Below are 21127 nucleotides of genomic sequence, written 5' to 3' on the forward strand. Positions count from 1 at the left end.
AAACCGTCCCCTCTTCCCGCGAAGAGGGGATTTTTTTCTTTTGAAGAACAAGAACTCACTACCATGCAGAAGAAATCGATTTATGTAGCCTACACCGGCGGTACCATCGGTATGCAGCGCTCTGAAAACGGCTATATCCCTGTCTCCGGCCACCTTCAGCGTCAGCTTGCGCTGATGCCAGAATTCCACCGTCCGGAAATGCCTGACTTCACCATCCACGAGTACGAGCCGCTGATGGACTCCTCCGACATGACGCCGGAAGACTGGCAGCACATCGCGGATGACATTAAAGCCCATTACGACCAGTACGACGGCTTCGTGATCCTGCACGGCACCGACACCATGGCGTTTACCGCCTCGGCGCTCTCCTTCATGCTGGAGAACCTGAGCAAGCCGGTTATCGTCACCGGGTCGCAAATCCCGCTGGCGGAGCTGCGCTCGGACGGGCAGATCAACCTGCTGAACTCCCTTTACGTTGCGGCGAATTACCCGATTAACGAAGTGTCGCTGTTCTTTAACAACCGTCTGTATCGCGGCAACCGCACCACCAAAGCCCATGCCGACGGTTTTGACGCCTTCGCCTCCCCTAACCTGCAGCCGCTGCTGGAGGCCGGGATTCATATTCGTCGTCTGGGCACGCCGCCTGCGCCGAACACCGCCGGCGAGCTGATTGTGCATCCGATTACTCCACAGCCGATTGGCGTGGTCACTATCTACCCGGGCATCTCTGCCGACGTGGTGCGTAACTTCCTGCGCCAGCCGGTGAAAGCGCTGATTCTGCGCTCCTATGGCGTCGGCAACGCGCCGCAGAACGGCGAATTCCTGAAAGAGCTTCAGGAAGCCAGCGAGCGCGGAATTGTGGTCGTGAACCTGACCCAGTGCATGTCCGGAAAGGTCAACATGGGCGGCTATGCCACCGGTAACGCGCTGGCGCATGCGGGGGTTATCAGCGGCTTCGATATGACCGTTGAGGCAACGCTGACTAAACTTCACTATTTACTGAGTCAGGATCTGGACATTCAGTCCATTCGCAGCGCGATGATGCAAAACCTGCGCGGCGAGCTGACCCCGGACGAATAAGGAGTGCTCATGAAGCAACGCGCCCTGCTACTGGTCGATTTGCAAAATGATTTCTGCGCGGGCAGTGCGCTGGCCGTCGCCGAAGGTGACAGCACCGTTGACGTGGCAAACACGCTGATGGACTGGTGCAAAGCCCGCGGCGAAGCGGTTGTCGCAAGCCAGGACTGGCACCCGGCGAACCACGGCAGCTTTGCCAGCCAGCACGACGTCGAGCCTTTCACTCAGGGAGAACTCGACGGGCTGGCGCAAACCTTCTGGCCGGATCACTGCGTACAGCAGACGGAAGGCGCGGAGCTGCATCCGCTCCTGAATCAGAAAGCCATCGACGCGGTGTTCCATAAAGGTGAAAACCCGGCTATCGACAGCTATAGCGCGTTTTTTGATAACGGGCATCGCCAGAAAACGGCGCTGGACGCGTGGTTACGTCATCACGAAATTACGGAGCTGATTGTGCTGGGCCTGGCGACGGACTACTGCGTGAAGTTTACCGTGCTGGATGCGCTCCAGTTAGGTTATACCGTCAGCGTCATCACCGACGGCTGCCGCGGGGTGAACATTCACCCGCAGGACAGCGCTCAGGCGTTTATGGATATGGCTGCGGAAGGCGCGACGCTGTATACGCTCGAAGACTGGCTGGAGACGCAGGCGTAAGCCTTTAAGCCGGGTGGCGCTGACGCTTACCCGGCCTACCTTTCCCCGTAGGCCAGGTAAGGCGCAGCCACCACCCGGCATTTCTTCCCCAATCCCCATAAAGTGAACTCCCTCGCATCCTCAACGAAGCGGCAATGCTATTCTCGTTAGGCTATTTTTTCGCCACGTCTTTTCTGTGGCGTGGTCGTTTTGTTTAGTCAAAGAGGAACTTGTATGAAACGTTTGCCCTTGCTGGCAGCATTACCCTTGCTTTGCGCGTCAGTTGCCTCCGCCAGTACCCTCATGTCCGTGGGCTATTTTAACGGGGGTGGCGATGTCACCGCCGGACCGGGTGGCGATATCAATAAATTAGACGTTCGTCAGATCACCCACCTGAACTACTCGTTTGGTCTGGTCTATAACGACGAAAAAGACGAAACCAACGCTGCGCTAAAAGATCCGGCGAAACTGCATCAGATCTGGCTATCGCCAAAAGTCGCCGCCGATCTGGCCCTCATCCCGACCCTGCGTAAGCAAAACCCGAACCTCAAAGTGCTGCTTTCTGTTGGCGGCTGGGGCGCACGTGGCTTCTCTGGCGCAGCGGCAACCAAAGAGACGCGCGCGGTGTTTATCCGCTCCGCGCAGGAGATTGTCGACAAATACGGCCTGGACGGGATCGATCTCGACTGGGAGTATCCGGTCAACGGCGCCTGGGGTCTGGTCGCAAGCCAGCCCGCCGACCGGGATAACTTCACCGCCCTGCTGAAAGAGATGCGTACGGCGTTCGGGCATAAAAAGCTGGTGACCATTGCGGTAGGCGCGAATGCGGAAAGTCCGAAAAGCTGGGTGGATATCAAAGCCATCGCGCCCCTGCTCGACTACATCAACCTGATGACCTACGACATGGCGTACGGTACGCAATACTTCAATGCCAACCTGTATGACTCCAGCGCCTGGCCGACGGTGGCAGCCGCAGACAAATACAGCGTGGATTTTGTGGTGAATAACTATCTGGCCGCCGGGCTGAAGCCGCAGCAGATGAACCTCGGGATTGGTTTCTATGGCCGCGTGCCGAAACGCGCCGTAGAGCCGGGGATCGACTGGACGAAACCGGATGCGCAAAAAAATCCGGTTACCCAGCCCTACTTTGGGCCTCAGGAGATCGGGTTGTTCAAGTCACTCGGCTATGACCTGACCAAAGATACCTACGTGAAGTACAACGATATCGTGAAGAAGCTGTTGAACGATCCGCAGAAGCGCTTTACCGAGCACTGGGACGACCAGGCGAAAGTGCCGTGGCTCTCGGTGAAGGGTGCCGATGGCAACGCGCTGTTTGCGATTTCCTATGAGAACCCGCGTTCCGTTGCGATCAAGGCGGACTACATCAAAGAGAAAGGTCTCGCCGGGGCGATGTTCTGGGAGTACGGGGCTGATGACAACAATCAGTTAGCGAAGCAGCTGGCGGAGTCGCTCGGCATCCCGCACAAGTAGTAAGACAATCAAGCCCTCTCCCCGTGGGAGAGGGCATCAACCCGCACCGTTATTGCATTTTCATCGTCGCAATCGGCTTCGGCGTAATGCCGAAGTCTTCTTTCAGTTCGCGCTTGCTCTTCATCACCATCTGGCCCTGGGTGTCGATAGTCATGTGCTGCGCGTCGGTGTTATTGCGCGCCTGCCACAGCATCACCAGCTGCAGGCTGTTCTCTTTTTGCTCCGGCGTCAGCGCGACGCCATCCGGCCATTTTCCCAGCTCTACGGCGGTCACCAGACGCTGATAAATCTCCGGCGTCATACCGCTAATCATGTCATCAATATTCACAATCGCGCCCTTTTAAAGGAATAATTTGCTGAATCGTTTTTTCAACCCTTCACCTGGTCGCCATTTTCGTCGTCAGTGAAGCTCATTGAGGCTGAGTTCACGCAAAAACGCTCGCCCGTGGGCTGAGGGCCATCCGGGAAGACGTGCCCAAGGTGCGCATCGCAGTTGCCGCAGCGAATTTCCGTGCGCACCATGCCATGCGACGAGTCGGTCAGGTAGCGGATTGCCTCATCGCTCACCGGCTCGTAGAAACTCGGCCAGCCGCAGCCAGAATCAAATTTCGTTTGTGAGTTAAACAGCGGCGCATCACAGACCAGGCAGTGGTAGACGCCGTCTCGCTTGTTATGCAGCAAACGCCCGGTGAACGGCGGTTCCGTCCCGTGATTCTGCGTCACGTAAAACTGCATTTCTGTGAGGTTTTTTTTCAAATCTTCAGGGTTACGTTGGTTCGACATATGCTTACATCTCGCTGTAGAAACAGACATCTTTTAACCCGGATTCTAACAAAACATTAACACCCTTGCGTGCACTTTTGATCTAAACTTATGTGTCGCGAAAAGGCGGTCAGGCAATTGTGATCATGCTCACATTTTTATCCTGCGGGGACTTTAAAATCCCGGGCGCAGCCCCCATTTGGTTGCAAGCTCAAAGGGAAAGTGAGGCGAGTCAGTCGCACAAACGTTAGTCACAGGATTGATTTGTCGCAATGATTGACACGATTCCGCTTGACGCTGCGTAAGGTTTTTGTAATTTTACAGGCAACCTTTTATTCACTAACAAATAGCTGGTGGAATATATGACTATCAAAGTAGGTATCAACGGTTTTGGCCGTATCGGCCGTATTGTTTTCCGTGCTGCTCAGAAACGTTCTGACATCGAAATCGTTGGTATCAACGATCTCCTGGACGCTGAATACATGGCGTACATGCTGAAGTACGACTCAACTCACGGTCGTTTCGACGGCACCGTTGAAGTGAAAGACGGCCACCTGGTTGTTAATGGCAAAACCATCCGCGTTACTGCTGAAAAAGACCCAGCTAACCTGAAATGGAACGAAATCGGTGTTGACGTTGTTGCTGAAGCAACCGGTATCTTCCTGACCGACGAAACTGCACGTAAACACATTACTGCGGGTGCGAAGAAAGTTGTTCTGACTGGTCCTTCCAAAGACAACACCCCAATGTTCGTTCGTGGTGCAAACTTCGAAACTTACGCTGGCCAGGATATCGTGTCTAACGCATCCTGCACCACCAACTGCCTGGCACCGCTGGCTAAAGTTATCAACGACAACTTCGGTATCGTTGAAGGTCTGATGACTACCGTTCACGCAACCACCGCTACTCAGAAAACCGTTGATGGCCCGTCTCACAAAGACTGGCGCGGCGGCCGTGGCGCGGCTCAGAACATCATCCCATCCTCTACCGGTGCTGCTAAAGCTGTAGGTAAAGTACTGCCAGAACTGAATGGCAAACTGACTGGTATGGCGTTCCGCGTTCCAACTCCTAACGTATCCGTTGTTGACCTGACCGTTCGTCTGGAAAAAGCTGCTTCTTATGAAGAAATTAAGAAAGCAATCAAAGCTGCTTCCGAAGGCGCAATGAAAGGCGTTCTGGGCTACACCGAAGACGACGTTGTATCTACCGATTTCAACGGCGAAATCTGCACTTCAGTATTCGATGCTAAAGCAGGTATCGCACTGAACGACAACTTCGTTAAACTGGTATCCTGGTACGACAACGAAACCGGCTACTCTAACAAAGTACTGGACCTGATCGCTCACATCTCCAAATAAGTTGAGATGAGTGCTTGATCCAAAAAGGCGACTTCGGTCGCCTTTTTTTATTGGTTTAAATTGTTGTTTAATATCATTTTTATCATCTCCATAAACCGCATACTGCCCACTATCATAGTGAATATCACTCACTCCCCTCATAAAAATGGGTATAAAAACCTTTCCCCCATTTCTGCCTTATGATTTTATGTCTCTGGGAGAAAGATTGTCATTTGAGGGAGTATATAAAATGGACAGCGCGAAAATATTAGCAAAAAGAATGCTGAAAAGCCTTAATGCGGACGACTCCGGATTTTTGGTTTCAATTGCTCATGGCATGCTCTCCTTCCCCGTCAGCATGTATTATCTAGGCTATGATTTCCTGGATACAACCCATCGTCATTCTAACTTTGATGATCGGGTTCGAATGGCGAACATGCTCAAACGAGGTATGTCACTCAATCAGGAGGCTCAAAAGATAGTAAATGTCGTTGTCAGAGAGTTCATGTCAAAAGTTAATATGGATGATGTTCAGGGGATTGCGCAAAATTTTACTGGCGTAATGGCTGGTAAATTTATATTTGCAGAGTTAACCGGAATAAAACTAGGTGCAGCGATATCCTCACAGATAATGGTTTCCTTTGCTTCTGGAGTGGTACTCGGAAGTGTTCTCACCATTGGTGCCGAGACCTCCAGGGCCATCTACACAGCCCGCAAACTTGAAAACCAGAACCCCGCTCTTTACTACCGACTTAAAGGGATGGGTGATTTGGATCTTCTTTACTTCCTTGTTGAAGATAAATTGAAACCTTTCATTGACGCTTGCAGTATGGCAGATGTTAACAAGCAAGAATTTAATGAGATGTGCAAATATTTTTTCGGTGGATTATGAACGTACAAGACTCTATCAGATTTATAGCATCCCGAATCTTGCGTGGATTAGGGATGGGGATTGCTTCTGCTGGCCTATTGTTCTGTATTTATTTCTTTTCATTTTCAAAAGATGAATCCCGATTCATCTGGGGCGGAGCGTCTGTTGCTCTCATTATCGTTGGTTACTTTATATACCGAATAGCTATCCTTAAGATATTTGACGAACGATGATGGTCTCACTACCCTCCCCCTGTCATTAAGCCCTCCATCGGTGGGTGTGATGCTAAAGAACCAGACATGTCTGCTCCCATTGAATTTCACCCACTCCCAGGATCGGCGGAGCAGACATTTTTTCTTCGCCGTCTCGGATCCGCTTCCGTCTACCTTCTGTCGCTGCATATGTGAGGCGTGGTTTAACAATTGCCCCAATCACTGATGTTAGGCGTGGTTTTATGCTGTAGAATGTTGTGACCACATTACTGCAAAAACAGTAGCTTACTGAATTCACCAAATCACGATGGGCCACTTCGGTCGCCTTTTTTATTTTTAAGACAGAGGATTGCTTAATGATTAATAAAATTTTTGCACTTCCGGTAGTCGAACAACTTACCCCTGTGCTCTCCCGCCGTCAGATTGACGGTGCCGACGTTATCGTCGTTGACCATCCGCGCGTCAAAACGTCCGTGGCGCTGAACGGCGCCCACCTGCTCTCCTGGAAACCGGAAGGCGAAGCCGAAGGTTTGTGGCTGAGCGATGCGACCTCCTTCAAAAAAGGGGCGGCTATTCGCGGTGGCGTGCCGATCTGCTGGCCGTGGTTCGGCCCGTCCGCGCAGCCGGGTTTGCCGTCTCACGGTTTTGCCCGTAACCAGCAGTGGACGCTGAAAGCACATAATGAAGATGACAACGGCGCCGTGCTGACCTTTGAGCTGCAGGCTAATGATGAAACCCGCGCCCTCTGGCCGCACGATTTCACCCTGTACGCCCGCTTTAAGCTGGGTAAAACCTGTGAAATCGAACTGGAAGCCCACGGTGAGTTTGAAACCACCGCAGCCCTGCATACCTACTTCAACGTGGGTGATATCAGCGCAGTGAAGGTGAGTGGTCTTGGCGATACCTTTATCGACAAAGTGGATAACGCCAAAGAAGGTAAACTGAGCGACGGCGTACAGACGTTCCCTGACCGTACCGACCGCGTCTACCTGCACCCGGAAGCGTGCAGCGTGATCCACGACGGCGCGCTGAACCGCGCAATTGAAGTGGTTCATCATCATCACAGCGACGTGGTGGGCTGGAACCCGGGTCCGGCGCTGTCCGTCAGCATGGCCGACATGACGGATGAAGGGTATAAAACGTTTGTCTGCGTGGAAACCGCGTGCGTGAGCACGCCGCAAAAAGCGAGCGACGAAAAACCGTCTCGTTTAGGGCAAACAATTAAGATTGTGAAACGCTAAGGCATTTCACCTCCCCCGCTTCACTGCACCACATTAAAGCAAACGGGGCGCGAGCGCCCCGTTTTAATGCATCAATTGCACAATATTAGTGCGCAATCAGAACTTGTAGCTCACGCCGACAGAGAAAATACCTGCCCAGGATTTGTCGACCATCGGGCTATCCTTCACTTCGTCGCTAAGACGCTCATAGCGGCCGGTACCGTACACGCTCCAGTCGCCAAGGAAGTTGTAGCTCGCGGTCAGCTCCAGGTAAGGATCCCAGCCGTCATCTGCACTATAACTTTTCAGGCCACTGCGGCGGGACTCGTTTTTAGAGACGCCATAGTAGTAGTCGTTGTAGTTCTCGCTGTTGTATTGCACACCGATACCCGGCGTCAGAGTCAGCCCACCGTTGGTATAGCGATATAACCACGCCAGATCCCAGATAAAGCCGTTGCTGTTATCCAGCGTATCACCCGCCAGGGCCGTACGCAGGAAGCCATACTGGGTGTTATGCACGTATGAGAGCCCGGCCATCATCGAGCTTTTGCGCTTGTCGAGCTGGCGAAGCGCGTGGCTGTCGCTGTCACCCGGCTTGAAGTGCGTTGGATCGTAGTAGGCCATGATGGAGAGCTTGTCGGCCTTATCGTTCCAGAGATAGTAGCCGCCGCCGAGCCCGCGGAACCAGACGTTATCGCCTTCATAGGTGATAACGGGAACAGGATACACATCACGGTCATACTGTTTGTACGGGCTGTTAATGACGCCAACACCCGCGCCAACCGTCCACTGACTTTCCGCCTGTGCGGTGTTCACTGCGGTCGCGGCAAGGATGCCCAATGCCAGAAGTTTGAGTTTGGTCACAATCCATTCTTTCCTGTAGTCAAATAATCAGCGGATGAAGTGTAACCGCCATTCCCGTACATCCCAAAATTTTTTGCCTGCTAATCAGTCTGATTAACCCGTTATTTTTAACTTTTCAGATGACAGCCCGCTTTCATTTATATGACCGCTGAATGAAAAACGTGCATTTGTCTTATAACGACAGTGGAAATTTTTGGATGAGTTATTGATATGTCATTGAAAGTAGATTTTCTGGGCATGCAAGTTTTGCAAATGCCATCTACGCTTTAATTTAAGAAGAGTTTTCCTGAACACCTGCGGTTCTTAGCGTCTGACCTGGCACACAGGTTGCTGCTCTGGCAGTGAGGTGCGAGAGATTCTCTTCCGGGAGCCTCCACTACTCATACGAACGGCTCTTATCCTGTGCTAAAAAACGAAAGGACGGCATGCCATGAATATATTCGATCACTATCGCCAGCGCTATGAAGCTGCCAAGGACGAAGAGTTCACACTGCAGGAGTTTCTTACCATCTGTCGGCAAGATCGCAGTGCCTATGCCAACGCGGCAGAACGGCTATTAATGGCTATTGGTGAGCCAAACATGGTTGACACTGCCCTGGAGCCTCGGCTTTCCCGTCTCTTTTCGAATCGGGTGGTCGCCCGATACCCGGCGTTTGAAGAGTTCTATGGTATGGAAGATGCCATCGAACAGATTGTCTCCTATCTGAAGCATGCCGCTCAGGGTCTGGAAGAGAAGAAACAGATCCTCTATTTACTCGGCCCGGTGGGTGGCGGTAAATCCTCGCTGGCTGAACGCCTTAAGTCGCTGATGCAGCGCGTGCCTATCTATGTACTGAGCGCCAACGGTGAACGCAGCCCGGTGAACGACCATCCGCTGTGCCTGTTCAATCCGCAGGAAGATGCGCAGATTCTGGATAAAGAGTATGGCATCCCGCGTCGCTACCTCGGCACCATTATGTCGCCGTGGGCGGCAAAACGCCTGCACGAGTTTGGTGGCGATATCACCAAGTTCCGCGTGGTGAAAGTCTGGCCATCTATCCTTGAACAGATCGCCATCGCCAAAACAGAACCCGGTGATGAGAACAACCAGGACATCTCGGCGCTGGTGGGTAAAGTCGACATCCGCAAGCTGGAAAACTTCGCGCAAAACGATCCGGATGCCTACGGTTACTCAGGCGCGCTGTGCCGCGCGAACCAGGGGATTATGGAATTCGTCGAGATGTTTAAAGCACCGATTAAAGTGCTGCATCCTCTGCTGACGGCGACCCAGGAAGGTAACTACAACGGGACGGAAGGTATCTCCGCCCTACCGTTTAACGGGATTATTCTCGCCCACTCGAACGAATCTGAATGGGTGACCTTCCGTAATAACAAAAACAATGAGGCCTTCCTTGACCGCGTGTACATCGTCAAGGTGCCTTATTGCCTGCGGATCTCCGAAGAGATCAAAATTTACGAGAAACTGCTTAACCACAGTGAGCTGGTGCATGCCCCCTGCGCGCCCGGCACGCTGGAAACGCTGTCACGCTTCTCCATCCTTTCGCGTCTGAAAGAGCCGGAAAACTCCAGCATCTATTCGAAAATGCGCGTCTATGACGGTGAAAGCCTGAAAGATACCGACCCTAAAGCGAAGTCGTATCAGGAATACCGCGACTATGCCGGAGTTGATGAGGGGATGAACGGTCTGTCCACGCGTTTCGCGTTCAAGATCCTCTCCCGCGTCTTTAACTTTGACCACGCGGAAGTGGCGGCCAACCCGGTTCATCTGTTCTACGTGCTGGAACAACAAATCGAGCGCGAGCAGTTCCCGCAGGAGCAGGCTGAACGCTACCTTGAGTTCCTCAAAGGTTACCTGATCCCGAAATACGCCGAGTTCATTGGCAAAGAGATCCAGACGGCCTACCTGGAATCCTATTCAGAATACGGGCAGAACATTTTCGACCGTTATGTCACCTATGCTGACTTCTGGATCCAGGATCAGGAGTACCGCGACCCGGATACCGGCCAGCTGTTTGACCGTGAATCCCTGAACGCGGAGCTGGAAAAAATCGAGAAGCCTGCCGGGATCAGCAACCCGAAAGACTTCCGTAACGAGATTGTGAACTTCGTCCTGCGCGCCAGAGCGCATAACAACGGGCGCAATCCGAACTGGACCAGCTACGAGAAGCTGCGCACGGTCATTGAGAAGAAAATGTTCTCTAATACCGAAGAGCTGCTGCCGGTGATCTCGTTTAACGCCAAAACCTCAACCGATGAGCAGAAAAAGCACGACGATTTTGTCGACCGTATGATGGAAAAAGGCTACACCCGCAAGCAGGTCCGCCTGCTCTGCGAATGGTATCTGCGCGTGCGTAAATCGTCTTAAAACAAGTGCCCGGTAGCGGTTAGCGCTTGCCGGGCCTACAAAATGCAAGTTGGCAAATGCAGTACGGGGGGTATATGACCTGGTTTATTGACCGGCGTCTTAACGGCAAAAACAAGAGCACGGTGAACCGCCAGCGCTTCTTGCGTCGTTATAAAGCGCAAATTAAACAGTCTATCTCCGAGGCCATCAACAAACGCTCGGTGACCGACGTCGACAGCGGCGAATCTGTCTCCATCCCCACCGATGACATCAGCGAACCGATGTTTCATCAGGGGCGAGGCGGCCTGCGCCATCGCGTACACCCAGGTAATGACCACTTCGTTCAGAACGACAGAATTGAGCGTCCTCAGGGCGGCGGCGGTGGTTCAGGAAGCGGTCAGGGACAGGCCAGCCAGGACGGTGAAGGTCAGGACGAATTTGTCTTCCAGATTTCGAAAGATGAGTATCTCGACCTGCTGTTTGAAGACCTGGCGCTGCCGAATCTGAAAAAGAATCAGCATCGTCAGCTTAATGAATATAAAACCCATCGCGCGGGCTATACCGCCAACGGCGTGCCCGCCAATATCAGCGTCGTGCGTTCGTTGCAGAATTCACTGGCGCGACGCACGGCGATGACGGCGGGCAAACGTCGCGAACTGCGCGAGCTGGAGAGCAGCCTGAAGGTCGTGGAAAACACGGAACCGGCGCAACTGCTGGAAGAGGAGCGCCTGCGTAAAGAGATTGCCGAGCTGAGGGCGAAGATCGAACGGGTACCGTTTATCGACACCTTTGACCTGCGCTACAAGAACTACGAAAAACGGCCTGAACCCTCCAGCCAGGCGGTGATGTTCTGTCTGATGGACGTGTCTGGCTCGATGGACCAGGCCACCAAGGATATGGCGAAGCGTTTTTATATTCTGCTCTACCTGTTCCTGAGCAGAACCTATAAGAACGTGGAGGTGGTCTATATCCGCCACCACACTCAGGCGAAAGAGGTGGATGAACATGAGTTCTTCTACTCGCAGGAGACCGGCGGGACCATCGTATCAAGCGCCCTGAAGTTGATGGATGAAGTGGTGAAAGAGCGTTACGACCCGTCGCAGTGGAATATTTATGCCGCGCAGGCGTCGGACGGTGATAACTGGGCCGACGACTCACCGCTGTGTCACGAGATTCTGGCGAAGAAAATTCTGCCGGTAGTGCGTTACTACAGCTATATCGAAATCACCCGTCGCGCGCACCAGACCCTGTGGCGGGAGTATGAACATCTGCAATCGATGTTCGATAATTTTGCCATGCAGCATATCCGTGACCAGGATGATATTTATCCGGTGTTCAGGGAGCTGTTCCACAAGCAATCTTCTACCAGCAACGCATAATCCAACAGCCAGCGAACCCGCTGGCTGTTTTCTTTCGACCCCGCTCATCCCGTGCTAATGTAGAACGCTGCATACTGGATTATCACCGGGAAATCGTTATGACTGACGACGTTATTGGGGCAGGACCCCACCAGCAACTGATTACCTTACTCACCGAGCAGGGCGCGCGGTTTCGCGTCATGGAGCACGAGGCGGTCGGGAAATGTGAAGCGGTAAGTGAAATTCGCGGGACCGATCTGCGGCAAGGCGCAAAAGCCCTGGTCTGCAAGGTGCAGGGAAACGGTGTAAAAAAACACGTTCTGGCGATCCTCGCCGCCGATCTGCAGGCTGACCTGAGCCAGCTTGCCAGCCATTTTGGCGGGCTGAAGGCCTCCCTCGCCAGCCCGGCCGAGGTCGATACCCTGACCGCCTGCGTTTTCGGCGCTATCCCGCCCTTTAGCTTCCATCCTGATTTGGCACTGGTTGCCGACCCGCTGCTGTTCGAGCGTTTTGACGAAATCGCGTTTAACGCCGGCCTGCTGGAGAAATCCGTGATTATGGATACCCAGGATTACCTGCGCATCGCCCGTCCTGAGCTTGTAAACTTCCATAAAGCGTAACCGCAATGGCTGGCGACCCTGTCAGCCTTTTCTTTCCAGGAACAGCACGGAGGCGACGAGAATAACGGCAATAGCGAAAAACGATGAGGAGATAATCAGCGTTTCAACAAACATGTGATCGTTCATGATGGCGACCCCTTTTGCGATATCTCCCTCCGTTTTAATCCGCGTAAATGACAAGGTTATGACAACAATAAAATCTTTTTAAAACTGTCCTGCGTCGCGTTTGCGCGTACAGTAAGCAGGTTAATTATTTGGCAAGGATTCCCTATGTTTGACCCTACTCTGCTCATTCTTCTGGCACTCGCCGCGCTCGGCTTTGTCAGCCATAACACCACCGTCGCCATCTCGATTCTGGTGCTGATTATTGTTCGCGTGACCCCGTTAAATAGCTTTTTCCCGTGGATAGAAAAACAAGGCCTCACCATCGGGATCATCATTTTAACCATCGGGGTAATGGCGCCCATCGCCAGCGGTACGCTTCCCGCCTCAACCCTGCTGCACTCGTTTGTAAACTGGAAATCGCTGGTAGCGATCGCGGTGGGGATTTTTGTTTCGTGGCTGGGCGGACGCGGCGTTACGCTGATGAGCAGCCAGCCCTCGATAGTGGCGGGTCTGCTGGTGGGGACCGTTCTGGGCGTGGCGATCTTCCGCGGCGTTCCGGTGGGGCCGCTGATTGCGGCAGGCCTTGTCTCTCTGTTTATCGGGAAGTCGTAGTCAGGCTGGCCATATAACGCGCCGGCGTCTGGCCCAATCCCTTTCTGAACATGGTGATAAACGCGGTGGTAGAGTCATATCCCAGTGACTGTGCCACCTGCTGTACCGATTTCCCACTAATCAAATGCTGTAACGCCACGATCAGCTGCAGCTGGTGACGCCAGCGGCGAAAGCTTAAGCCGGTCTCTTTCACCACCAGCCGCGCCAGGCTGCGTTCGCTCATGGCAAAATGGCTCGCCCACTGCGCCAGCGTTTGCCAGGCGGCAGGCTCTTCCGCCATTTTCTCGCTCATCAGCCGAATTTTAGGATGGGGCGAGACGGGCAGCTGCAGATGCTCCTGACGCTGGAGCGGCAGCTCGTCAAACAGGACGTCCACCAGACGCGATGTGGCCGCAAGAGGAAGTTGTTCACGCGATTTTTCCGCCAGGGATAAAATCAGCTCCCGCACCAGAGGAGAGATTTTCAGGGTGCAGCAGCGGTCCGGCAAGCTTGCCGCCCCCGGCTCAATGAACAGAAAGCAGAGCTGCGCGCCCGGCGTGGCCCTGTTGCTGTGCGGCATTTGGCCGGGGATCCAGACGGCGTACTGGGGCGGAACCATCAGCATGGCATTTTCCACTTCGCAGGTGATCGCGCCGCCGAGGGCCAGGATCAGCTGCCCCTTACGGTGATGATGTCGGGGAATATGTTGTTCTTCCGCCACCACGCGGATGCGAAACGCGACGGCCGCATCGTGCTGGCTATCGGGATCATAGCCGTCCAGTCCCAAACCAATCATCAGTTTGTCCGATTTTAGCGATAAACTGTCATTTTAGCCTGATTTCAACCGCTGAGAAAATCGGTATTGTGTGCCCTCGCTTGAACGTATGAGAACATAATGACTACTGCTATTCGCACCTCAGGAAAACACGGCGCGCTGTTGATTGCAGGCATCCTGATGATTGCCACTACGCTTCGCGTCACCTTTACCGGCGCAGCCCCGCTGCTCGACACTATTCGTCTTGATTATGGCTTAAGCACGGCGCAAACCGGTCTGCTGACCACCCTGCCCCTGCTGGCTTTCGCCCTCGTCTCGCCGCTCGCCGCAGGCGTTGCCCGACGCATCGGCATGGAGCGCAGCCTGTTTATCGCCCTGCTGCTGATTTGCGCCGGAATTGCGGTTCGCTCGCTGCCTTCCGCCGCGCTGCTTTTCACCGGAACCGCGGTTATCGGCTGCGGGATTGCGCTCGGGAACGTGCTGTTACCCGGATTAATCAAACGTGACTTCCCGGGCCAGGTGGCACGACTCACCGGGGCCTATTCCCTGACAATGGGCGTCTCGGCGGCGTTTGGCTCAGCGATGATTGTTCCCCTGGCGCAGGGTAGCGCGGGCTGGCATGGCGCACTGCTGATGCTGATGGCGTTTCCGCTGGTCGCGCTGCTGCTCTGGCTGCCCCAGTGGCGTCAGAAACACGTTGCAACGGTAACGGGCGCTGGCGCACTGCATAATCGCGCCATCTGGCGCTCGGCCCTCGCCTGGCAGGTGACGCTTTTTTTAGGGATTAACTCGCTGATTTACTACGTCATCATCGGCTGGCTGCCGGCGATATTGCTTAGCCACGGCTACAGCGAAGCGCAGGCCGGCTCGGTGCACGGGCTGCTGCAGCTGGCCACGGCCGTGCCGGGGCTTGCCGTGCCGCTGGTCCTCCACCGTCTGAAAGATCAGCGGGCCATTGCAGGCGCAGTGGCGCTGCTGTGCGCGGTAAGCGCGGCGGGGCTATGGTTTATGCCTGGCATGGCGGTGATGTGGACGCTGGTGTTTGGCTTTGGCACAGGGGCAACGATGATCCTCGGTCTGACGTTCATCGGTCTGCGCGCCAGCTCCGCGCACCAGGCCGCGGCGCTCTCCGGCATGGCGCAGTCGATTGGCTATCTGCTCGCCGCCTGCGGCCCTCCGCTGATGGGGAAAATTCACGATAGCGCGGGAGACTGGCGGATACCGCTCCTGGGCTGCGCCCTGGCCGCCGTGATAATGGCTGTTTGCGGCGTGCTTGCCGGGCGAGACCGGGAGATCGCACCGCGTTAAATCCAGAGGCAGACCACCGGGTCTGCCTTTTCTTACCCGCGCGCAGAATTGTAGGCCGGGTAAGCGCAGCGCCACCCGGCAAGAGAAGCGACGACGTTATGAATCGCGCGCCGCGCGCAGCATCGCCTGCACCAGCACGACCGGGCGTCCCTCCAGCGCACTACGCTCATGCTGGAATAAGGTGATCACGAAGAACGGGTGCGTAACCAGTTCTGCGGCGCGAATTTCCCCCTGTTCGTCCCAGCCCGTAACGTGCATATCACCGCTTTCCAGCGCCTGGGCAAACGCTGGCGACACGCCATAGTTACAGTGATACCCCTCTTCAATTTCAGGCTTGCCGTACGCTTTTGCGATCAGCGTATTTTTGCGCAGCTCAATGGCATCGGTTTTTTCCACCAGCGAGCAGGCCAGCGGCGCAATCACCATGGTGCCTTCGCTATCCGTCTCAGCATGTGCCGCATCGGCCCAGCCCAACACATTGCGGGCATACTCAATCAGCGCATGCTGGAATCCACCGCAGGTGCCAAGGAACGGAATGCTGTTTTCACGGGCGTAGCGCGCGGCGATAAAAGCGGCCTCGGTATTTTTATAGGGGCTGGCGGGAACCAGCCAGATGGCATCGTAGCCCACCAGATCTTCAGGGCTTGTCAGCTCCGTGGTGGCAAGCCAGTCGTAATCGGCGGTGAGGTCAAGGACTGCGGCGGCGTCGTCAATGGCCAGCGGGATCGCCTGATGCGCAATAACACTGGGATTGTAATCGCCAACCAGCGCAATGCGCAGCGTCGTTTTAACCGGGAGGTGTTCCATGAAAGGTTCCTTATGCCAGAGTATTATCAGATAACATAAGGAACCTCAGACTACCGATCTTCTGCAATTATCACAATACCTTAAATTGGGAGGGTGGAATCATGATTCAATGCAAACGCGTGTACGAACAGGCAGCTCCGGACGACGGCTATCGGGTGCTGGTGGACAAGCTGTGGCCGCGCGGGGTCAAGAAAACGGACCTCGCGTATGATGAATGGTGTAAAGCGCTCACGCCCTCGAATGAATTACGCAAGGCCTTTCATAGCGAAACCATTGATTTCGCCGCCTTCAGTAAGGCCTATCGGGAAGAGCTGGCGCAGCACGCTGACGAGGGAAGGCGTCTGGCGACGCTGGCGAACAGGCAGACCGTCACCCTGCTCTTTGCTGCCAAAGACACGAAGCAAAATCACGCCCTGGTATTAGCCGACTGGCTGCGCCACCTGTGATCAGCCGATCGCCATCTCATCGAGGATTTGCGGCGCTTCATCAGGGGTGAGCGGCATCAGATGTTCGGCGCGAACAAACGCAAAGCCGTGCTGATTGTCAAAGGCGTAAACATCACCCGTCACCAGCCAAAGCGCGCGATCCGCAGTTGCGGGGAGTTGCGTCATCACACCGTTGACCGGGTTAACGAAACGCAGGCCAGGCTGGCACAGGCCAAACAGCTCAACAGATTTACCAATATTGCGACGGCCTGACGCCGTGCGGGCACCCACGATCATCGCCATGCTGCCCGGTTTAAGCTGGAACATACTTCTCTCACGATAACGGTAGCCAGGGACTGGCTAAGAATAATCCTAAAGAGAAGTGTATCGCAGGCAATATACGTCTGTCACCTGGTGGGTTGAGGATGGTCGCGACGGTAGAGCGTCCATTCATCAATCACTTCGCCCCCCGGGAGTTTGCACTCCGTGCGTACGCCCTGCGGGCTTTGAACCGGGATCTGTTCCCCGCCTTTCTCAAGACAGTATACGGAGGCCGGGTTCGCCATACCGATAGCGTGCGGCGGTTTCGGGGCATCGGGTGGGGTCGTTTTAGCGGTGCAGGCAGCCAGGGGAAGCGCCAGCGCCAGAAGCAGAAATCTCATCTCATTGATCCTTGTGACATCATTACAGTCTAAGGGTAACGGCTCATCGCCGCTTTCTCCATGATTTCTCCATTTTAACTGCACTTTTCAACACTATAGTGAGGCGTGTTCTCGATATGACCAGAGAACATCATTCCGTAATCAAGATGTCTTTGCCCCGGTCTCAACAACGGGGCCTTTTTTCTATCCTGCTGCCCTCTCCCTGCATATATTAAATTTTCTATATTCATGTTTTACTATGCCTGAAGTCTAAAAACTCAGCATAACATGCAGATGCAGACGTCTTCTGCCTGGGAGTCATTCTACGTCATGTCGGATATTATCCTTGCCCGTGTTTCAGAAACCCTCGCCACTGAGCAATCCCTTGAAAGTCTCGTTCGTCAGCTGCTGGAGATGCTGGAGATCGTGACTGACATGGAGTCGACTTACCTCACCAAGGTAGATATCGAAGCCCGACTGCAGCATATCCTCTACGCCCGCAACAGCAAGCAGATGACAATCCCGGAGGGACTGAGCGTTCCGTGGGATGAAACCCTGTGCAAGCGCGCGCTGGATAGCGACACCGTATTCAGCAACGACGTTCCCGAACGCTGGCCGGAGTGCGAGGCGGCGAAAGCGCTCGGCATTACGACCTACATGAGTATTCCTGTCCATCTTTCGGATGGTTCGCTCTACGGAACGCTCTGTGCCACCAGCACGGCCAGAAAGCCGCTTAGCGAGCGCGGTGAACAGGTGCTGAAGCTATTCGCCGGGCTGATTGCCCAGTCCATTCAGAAAGAGTCGCTGGTGACCCAGCTTCGCGAAGCCAATGCGGCACTCATCGCGCACTCTTACACGGATGCCCTTACCGGTTTACCCAACCGTCGCGCCATTTTTGAAGACCTGACCACCCTGTTTTCGCTGGCGCGCCACCTTAAGCGTAACACCGTCATCGCGTTCATCGATCTGGATGATTTCAAGCTGATTAACGATCGCTACGGCCACGAGGCTGGCGACCAGTTCCTGATTGAAGTGGGCAAGCGTTTGACGGAAGAAAAACAGCAGGACGATATCATTGGTCGGCTGGGCGGCGATGAGTTTCTGGTGGCGTCGTTGAGCACATCCCACAGCGAAGGAGATAACGCGCAGGTCACCCTACTCAAAACGCGTCTCAGCGCCTGTATTGCCGGTGAATACTGGCTGGGTAGCATCAATCTTATTTACCCCGGAGCCAGCCTCGGCGTTATCGAAGTGGACCCTCGGGTAACCGATCCGGACAGCGCATTACGCGATGCGGATATCGCGATGTATCAGGATAAGAAAGGAAAAAGCAAAACACGCTTTCTCACTATGGATTAACCCCGTACACTCTACGGCGTTATAGAAACCGAAACAGGTGATGGTATGAGAATAGGGATCCTCTTCCCGGTCGTTATTTTTATAACGGCGGTGTTTTTTTTAGCGTGGTTTTTTGTCGGTGGTTACGCGGCTCCGGGGGCATAAATGAGAAAAACGACCCTCATTATGCTGATCGTTGCCCTCGCGGCGTTTGCCGGCACGCAGCTTGGCTGGTGGTAAACCCGCCGCGTAAAAAAGGCCGCCATCCGGCAGCCTTTTTTAACGCGTTAAGGATCAGCTTTTGATTTTTCTGTAGATAAACAGCACAACCAGCGCACCGATCACCGCGACGGCGAAGCTGCCGAAGTTAAAGCCATCGACTTTGCCAAAACCGAACAGCGTACTGATCCAGCCGCCAACTACCGCGCCGACAATACCCAGTATTACGGTGACGATAAATCCACCGCCATCTTTGCCCGGCATGATCCACTTCGCCAGAATACCCGCAATAAGCCCAAAGATAATCCAGGATAAAATTCCCATAACTTTCCTCTCTGTATGGTTTTTGTCATTAAATCAACGACACAAAAAAGAATAGCACAGGATTTCAGAAAGGAAATTTGTGATAGGCATCACAATGAGAGAGTGCGCAATTATTCATCAACAAAAAGAGCGCGCCACATAAACTGTAGGGTTGCATCTTTTGTTGAGAAAGATTATCTTTCTCAACACTGAATAGTTGAGCGAAACACTCAGGTATTCAGTACGACATTGCTCACATTGCTTCCAGTATTTCTTGCCCACTTTAAGTGGGCTTTTTTTTCTGTTCATACCCCAACAAACGCGTACCGGTTACGTCCTGCGCGTTTTGCCTGGTAGAGCGCCTGGTCAGCGGCAATAATGATATTCTGCTGGCTGCCCGCGATGTCGACCGCTCGCGCGGTAGAAATTCCGACGCTTACCGTCACCCGCCCGAAGGGGCTGAAAGCATGCGCGATTTGCAGAGAAAACACGTTGCGTATAATCGTCTGCGCCAGTCGAAGCGCCTCCTGAATATCCGTATCAGGCAATATCAGCGCAAACTCCTCTCCGCCATATCGCGCCACAATCTGATTATCGCGGGTAAGGCTCTTCCTGAGACTGTTTCCCAGCAGCGTCAGACACCGATCCCCTTCCGGATGGCCGTAGTTATCGTTGTATTTTTTGAAGAAGTCCACGTCCACAATCAGTATCGAAATCGGTGCATCATGCGCGGCACAAAGCGCGATTTCCGAGAGGATTTTTTCATCAAAAATGCGGCGGTTGTAAAGCCCGGTCAGCGCATCCTCAGAAGCGATAATCTTCAGCGCCTTGTTATCTCTGGCTTTTCTGGATAAGTCGGAATACAGGAAGTATGACGCGACGATGAGTACCGCAGTGAAAACGAAAATGAGTACCGCCAGCTGAATGGCCTGCTTGCGCCACGGAGCGAGGGCCTCATCAATGCTGACGGCCACGGTGGTGACCAGCCCGTAGCGTCGGTTTTTTTCATAGGCATAAATGCGTTCGATTTTATCAAACCGCGAAATGGAACTGGCTATCCCGGTATTTTGTACCTTGAGGTATTTCCTGAAGAGCGGTGAATCAGAAACGATCGTGCCGATATAGGTATTTTTAAAAGGATAACGGACCAGCAGCACGCCTGACTCGGTTGTTAAGCCAATGACCCCCGCGTGACCAATATTAATCTGCCCGTAGAGCGCGAGAAAATTCTCGATACCCAGCGTCACCACCACAACACCATTAAATGCCCCGGTGTGGGTTTCAAGGCGCCGACTAATGGTGATGACCCATTTACCATTGGTTCTGCTGACTACGGGCTCGCCAATAAAAATCTGCTGATTTTTATTTTCCTTGTGATACATAAAAAATGACCTGTCCGATCCTTTGCGTGGGCCCGTAAACGTTTCATGCAATGCGGTAAAGATATCTCCCCTGGCATCGTAAACAACCACATTATTAATCTGGGAAAGAAGATTATCCTGATTATTTATCATCCACTGAATATGGATCGCCTGTTGCGGGGTCATGCCATAAATTTCGATTATGTCGGAAACGGTAGTAATTAACATTTCACTCTGGCGCATGATCCCCTCGGTATAGACATCAAGGGTATGGCTCAGGTTAGCGACGCTGGTATTAATTTGCTGGATTGACTGCTGCCTGGACGTGGCAATTTGGACGGCAAGCGACAGCGAGATGATCAATGAGACAATGATGACGGTAATGGTTGTTGTGTAAAAAGTATTTTTCACATGCACGAGCTTTTCCACCTTATCACGCCTGACATCCCTGGCTGACAACTCTTG

General features: G+C 53.7%; 24 protein-coding genes. 14 read left to right on the top strand and 10 right to left on the bottom strand.

Translation table 11 applies throughout. From position 1 onward, the window contains the following. Window positions 1-63: 63 nt before the first annotated feature. The 3 genes from ansA (at window position 64) to chiD (ending at window position 3201) form a co-directional block, all read left to right on the top strand. On the top strand, window positions 64-1080 hold the full coding sequence (ansA, locus tag KIF87_RS09180) for an asparaginase (protein ID WP_008500705.1): 1017 nt from the start codon (window positions 64-66) through the stop codon (window positions 1078-1080). Between the two features lie 9 nt (window positions 1081-1089). After that, on the top strand, window positions 1090-1731 hold the full coding sequence (gene pncA / locus KIF87_RS09185) for a bifunctional nicotinamidase/pyrazinamidase (RefSeq protein WP_213328554.1): 642 nt from the start codon (window positions 1090-1092) through the stop codon (window positions 1729-1731). A 213-nt stretch (window positions 1732-1944) separates the two neighbouring features. Further along, entirely contained in the window at window positions 1945-3201 is a 1257-nt protein-coding gene (gene chiD / locus KIF87_RS09190; protein WP_213328555.1) for a chitinase ChiD, read from the top strand. A 49-nt stretch (window positions 3202-3250) separates the two neighbouring features. On the opposite strand, the gene KIF87_RS09195 is transcribed toward chiD, so the two are convergent. Together KIF87_RS09195 and msrB are read right to left on the bottom strand one after the other, a co-directional pair. Next, window positions 3251-3514 carry a YeaC family protein gene (locus tag KIF87_RS09195; protein ID WP_196239757.1) on the bottom strand — a complete coding sequence of 88 codons (264 nt, stop codon included), beginning with the start codon at window positions 3512-3514 and terminating at the stop codon, window positions 3251-3253. Between the two features lie 56 nt (window positions 3515-3570). Further along, entirely contained in the window at window positions 3571-3984 is a 414-nt protein-coding gene (gene msrB / locus KIF87_RS09200; RefSeq protein ID WP_024908573.1) for a peptide-methionine (R)-S-oxide reductase MsrB, read from the bottom strand. A gap of 341 nt (window positions 3985-4325) precedes the next feature. Here msrB and gapA point away from each other — a divergent pair, with 341 nt between their 5' ends. The 3 genes from gapA (at window position 4326) to KIF87_RS09215 (ending at window position 7624) form a co-directional block, all read left to right on the top strand. Beyond that, window positions 4326-5321: a glyceraldehyde-3-phosphate dehydrogenase gene (gene gapA, locus KIF87_RS09205; protein WP_213328556.1), complete on the top strand. Its 996-nt coding sequence runs from the start codon at window positions 4326-4328 to the stop codon at window positions 5319-5321. Window positions 5322-5550: 229 nt separating this feature from the next. Then, window positions 5551-6192 carry an Ssp6 family T6SS pore-forming effector gene (locus tag KIF87_RS09210; protein ID WP_236545796.1) on the top strand — a complete coding sequence of 214 codons (642 nt, stop codon included), beginning with the start codon at window positions 5551-5553 and terminating at the stop codon, window positions 6190-6192. A gap of 547 nt (window positions 6193-6739) precedes the next feature. Then, window positions 6740-7624, top strand: coding sequence for a D-hexose-6-phosphate mutarotase (locus KIF87_RS09215; RefSeq protein ID WP_213328557.1), 885 nt, complete (start codon window positions 6740-6742; stop codon window positions 7622-7624). 96 nt (window positions 7625-7720) lie between these two features. Here the strand turns inward: KIF87_RS09215 and KIF87_RS09220 are convergent, their stop codons facing one another. Further along, complete coding sequence (locus tag KIF87_RS09220; RefSeq protein ID WP_121423406.1) at window positions 7721-8467, bottom strand: MipA/OmpV family protein; 747 nt, start codon at window positions 8465-8467, stop codon at window positions 7721-7723. 430 nt (window positions 8468-8897) lie between these two features. On the opposite strand from KIF87_RS09220, the gene yeaG reads away from it, so the two are divergent. From yeaG to KIF87_RS09235, 3 genes are all read left to right on the top strand, one after another. Then, a complete protein-coding gene (gene yeaG / locus KIF87_RS09225) occupies window positions 8898-10832 on the top strand; it encodes a protein kinase YeaG (protein WP_008500713.1) in 1935 nt (644 codons plus the stop codon). A 74-nt stretch (window positions 10833-10906) separates the two neighbouring features. Then, window positions 10907-12190 (top strand): YeaH/YhbH family protein, encoded by a 1284-nt coding sequence (locus KIF87_RS09230; RefSeq protein ID WP_024908577.1) that lies wholly within the window; start codon window positions 10907-10909, stop codon window positions 12188-12190. Window positions 12191-12288: 98 nt separating this feature from the next. After that, window positions 12289-12789 carry a YbaK/prolyl-tRNA synthetase associated domain-containing protein gene (locus KIF87_RS09235; RefSeq protein WP_213328558.1) on the top strand — a complete coding sequence of 167 codons (501 nt, stop codon included), beginning with the start codon at window positions 12289-12291 and terminating at the stop codon, window positions 12787-12789. A gap of 21 nt (window positions 12790-12810) precedes the next feature. On the opposite strand, the gene yoaI is transcribed toward KIF87_RS09235, so the two are convergent. After that, window positions 12811-12915: a small membrane protein YoaI gene (yoaI, locus tag KIF87_RS09240; protein WP_010430055.1), complete on the bottom strand. Its 105-nt coding sequence runs from the start codon at window positions 12913-12915 to the stop codon at window positions 12811-12813. A gap of 144 nt (window positions 12916-13059) precedes the next feature. Between yoaI and KIF87_RS09245 the strand changes: the two genes are divergently transcribed. Then, window positions 13060-13506 (top strand): DUF441 domain-containing protein, encoded by a 447-nt coding sequence (locus tag KIF87_RS09245; RefSeq protein WP_121423405.1) that lies wholly within the window; start codon window positions 13060-13062, stop codon window positions 13504-13506. Here KIF87_RS09245 and KIF87_RS09250 read toward each other — a convergent pair. Then, complete coding sequence (locus KIF87_RS09250; protein WP_283771121.1) at window positions 13490-14281, bottom strand: AraC family transcriptional regulator; 792 nt, start codon at window positions 14279-14281, stop codon at window positions 13490-13492. The genes KIF87_RS09245 and KIF87_RS09250 overlap by 17 nt on opposite strands. Before the next feature lie 99 nt (window positions 14282-14380). Between KIF87_RS09250 and KIF87_RS09255 the strand changes: the two genes are divergently transcribed. After that, complete coding sequence (locus KIF87_RS09255; RefSeq protein ID WP_213328559.1) at window positions 14381-15568, top strand: CynX/NimT family MFS transporter; 1188 nt, start codon at window positions 14381-14383, stop codon at window positions 15566-15568. Window positions 15569-15664: 96 nt separating this feature from the next. Here the strand turns inward: KIF87_RS09255 and KIF87_RS09260 are convergent, their stop codons facing one another. Next, window positions 15665-16375, bottom strand: coding sequence for a CTP synthase C-terminal region-related (seleno)protein (locus KIF87_RS09260; RefSeq protein WP_213328560.1), 711 nt, complete (start codon window positions 16373-16375; stop codon window positions 15665-15667). 101 nt (window positions 16376-16476) lie between these two features. Between KIF87_RS09260 and KIF87_RS09265 the strand changes: the two genes are divergently transcribed. Beyond that, on the top strand, window positions 16477-16821 hold the full coding sequence (locus KIF87_RS09265) for a DUF488 domain-containing protein (protein WP_213328561.1): 345 nt from the start codon (window positions 16477-16479) through the stop codon (window positions 16819-16821). Here the strand turns inward: KIF87_RS09265 and KIF87_RS09270 are convergent, their stop codons facing one another. Together KIF87_RS09270 and KIF87_RS09275 are read right to left on the bottom strand one after the other, a co-directional pair. Beyond that, window positions 16822-17127, bottom strand: coding sequence for a nuclear transport factor 2 family protein (locus KIF87_RS09270; RefSeq protein ID WP_063142864.1), 306 nt, complete (start codon window positions 17125-17127; stop codon window positions 16822-16824). An 80-nt stretch (window positions 17128-17207) separates the two neighbouring features. Beyond that, complete coding sequence (locus tag KIF87_RS09275) at window positions 17208-17462, bottom strand: putative hemolysin (RefSeq protein ID WP_029739839.1); 255 nt, start codon at window positions 17460-17462, stop codon at window positions 17208-17210. Between the two features lie 309 nt (window positions 17463-17771). On the opposite strand from KIF87_RS09275, the gene KIF87_RS09280 reads away from it, so the two are divergent. Both KIF87_RS09280 and KIF87_RS09285 read left to right on the top strand, forming a co-directional pair. After that, window positions 17772-18800 carry a sensor domain-containing diguanylate cyclase gene (locus KIF87_RS09280; protein WP_213328575.1) on the top strand — a complete coding sequence of 343 codons (1029 nt, stop codon included), beginning with the start codon at window positions 17772-17774 and terminating at the stop codon, window positions 18798-18800. 45 nt (window positions 18801-18845) lie between these two features. Then, window positions 18846-18944: a YoaK family small membrane protein gene (locus tag KIF87_RS09285; RefSeq protein WP_213328562.1), complete on the top strand. Its 99-nt coding sequence runs from the start codon at window positions 18846-18848 to the stop codon at window positions 18942-18944. A 129-nt stretch (window positions 18945-19073) separates the two neighbouring features. Here KIF87_RS09285 and KIF87_RS09290 read toward each other — a convergent pair whose 3' ends face one another. Together KIF87_RS09290 and KIF87_RS09295 are read right to left on the bottom strand one after the other, a co-directional pair. After that, window positions 19074-19322 (bottom strand): GlsB/YeaQ/YmgE family stress response membrane protein, encoded by a 249-nt coding sequence (locus KIF87_RS09290; RefSeq protein ID WP_008500746.1) that lies wholly within the window; start codon window positions 19320-19322, stop codon window positions 19074-19076. A gap of 284 nt (window positions 19323-19606) precedes the next feature. Then, window positions 19607-21091, bottom strand: coding sequence for a sensor domain-containing diguanylate cyclase (locus KIF87_RS09295; RefSeq protein ID WP_502757627.1), 1485 nt, complete (start codon window positions 21089-21091; stop codon window positions 19607-19609). Between the last annotated feature and the right edge of the window lie 36 nt (window positions 21092-21127).

Source organism: Enterobacter sp. 120016, assembly GCF_018383635.1.
Taxonomy (GTDB): Bacteria; Pseudomonadota; Gammaproteobacteria; order Enterobacterales; family Enterobacteriaceae; genus Enterobacter; species Enterobacter asburiae_D.

What these genes read in the sequence shown, in the direction of transcription:
- KIF87_RS09255 (WP_213328559.1), top strand. Translation starts at nt 14,381, where the DNA reads ATGACTACTGCTATTCGCACCTCAGGAAAACACGGCGCGCTGTTGATT.
- KIF87_RS09245 (WP_121423405.1), top strand. Translation starts at nt 13,060, where the DNA reads ATGTTTGACCCTACTCTGCTCATTCTTCTGGCACTCGCCGCGCTCGGC.
- KIF87_RS09265 (WP_213328561.1), top strand. Translation starts at nt 16,477, where the DNA reads ATGATTCAATGCAAACGCGTGTACGAACAGGCAGCTCCGGACGACGGC.
- KIF87_RS09290 (WP_008500746.1), bottom strand. Translation starts at nt 19,322, where the DNA reads ATGGGAATTTTATCCTGGATTATCTTTGGGCTTATTGCGGGTATTCTG.
- KIF87_RS09280 (WP_213328575.1), top strand. Translation starts at nt 17,772, where the DNA reads ATGTCGGATATTATCCTTGCCCGTGTTTCAGAAACCCTCGCCACTGAG.
- ansA (WP_008500705.1), top strand. Translation starts at nt 64, where the DNA reads ATGCAGAAGAAATCGATTTATGTAGCCTACACCGGCGGTACCATCGGT.
- chiD (WP_213328555.1), top strand. Translation starts at nt 1,945, where the DNA reads ATGAAACGTTTGCCCTTGCTGGCAGCATTACCCTTGCTTTGCGCGTCA.
- KIF87_RS09195 (WP_196239757.1), bottom strand. Translation starts at nt 3,514, where the DNA reads ATGATTAGCGGTATGACGCCGGAGATTTATCAGCGTCTGGTGACCGCC.
- KIF87_RS09250 (WP_283771121.1), bottom strand. Translation starts at nt 14,281, where the DNA reads ATGATTGGTTTGGGACTGGACGGCTATGATCCCGATAGCCAGCACGAT.
- msrB (WP_024908573.1), bottom strand. Translation starts at nt 3,984, where the DNA reads ATGTCGAACCAACGTAACCCTGAAGATTTGAAAAAAAACCTCACAGAA.
- gapA (WP_213328556.1), top strand. Translation starts at nt 4,326, where the DNA reads ATGACTATCAAAGTAGGTATCAACGGTTTTGGCCGTATCGGCCGTATT.
- KIF87_RS09215 (WP_213328557.1), top strand. Translation starts at nt 6,740, where the DNA reads ATGATTAATAAAATTTTTGCACTTCCGGTAGTCGAACAACTTACCCCT.
- KIF87_RS09230 (WP_024908577.1), top strand. Translation starts at nt 10,907, where the DNA reads ATGACCTGGTTTATTGACCGGCGTCTTAACGGCAAAAACAAGAGCACG.
- KIF87_RS09260 (WP_213328560.1), bottom strand. Translation starts at nt 16,375, where the DNA reads ATGGAACACCTCCCGGTTAAAACGACGCTGCGCATTGCGCTGGTTGGC.
- KIF87_RS09235 (WP_213328558.1), top strand. Translation starts at nt 12,289, where the DNA reads ATGACTGACGACGTTATTGGGGCAGGACCCCACCAGCAACTGATTACC.
- KIF87_RS09210 (WP_236545796.1), top strand. Translation starts at nt 5,551, where the DNA reads ATGGACAGCGCGAAAATATTAGCAAAAAGAATGCTGAAAAGCCTTAAT.
- yeaG (WP_008500713.1), top strand. Translation starts at nt 8,898, where the DNA reads ATGAATATATTCGATCACTATCGCCAGCGCTATGAAGCTGCCAAGGAC.
- KIF87_RS09270 (WP_063142864.1), bottom strand. Translation starts at nt 17,127, where the DNA reads ATGTTCCAGCTTAAACCGGGCAGCATGGCGATGATCGTGGGTGCCCGC.
- yoaI (WP_010430055.1), bottom strand. Translation starts at nt 12,915, where the DNA reads ATGAACGATCACATGTTTGTTGAAACGCTGATTATCTCCTCATCGTTT.
- pncA (WP_213328554.1), top strand. Translation starts at nt 1,090, where the DNA reads ATGAAGCAACGCGCCCTGCTACTGGTCGATTTGCAAAATGATTTCTGC.
- KIF87_RS09285 (WP_213328562.1), top strand. Translation starts at nt 18,846, where the DNA reads ATGAGAATAGGGATCCTCTTCCCGGTCGTTATTTTTATAACGGCGGTG.
- KIF87_RS09275 (WP_029739839.1), bottom strand. Translation starts at nt 17,462, where the DNA reads ATGAGATTTCTGCTTCTGGCGCTGGCGCTTCCCCTGGCTGCCTGCACC.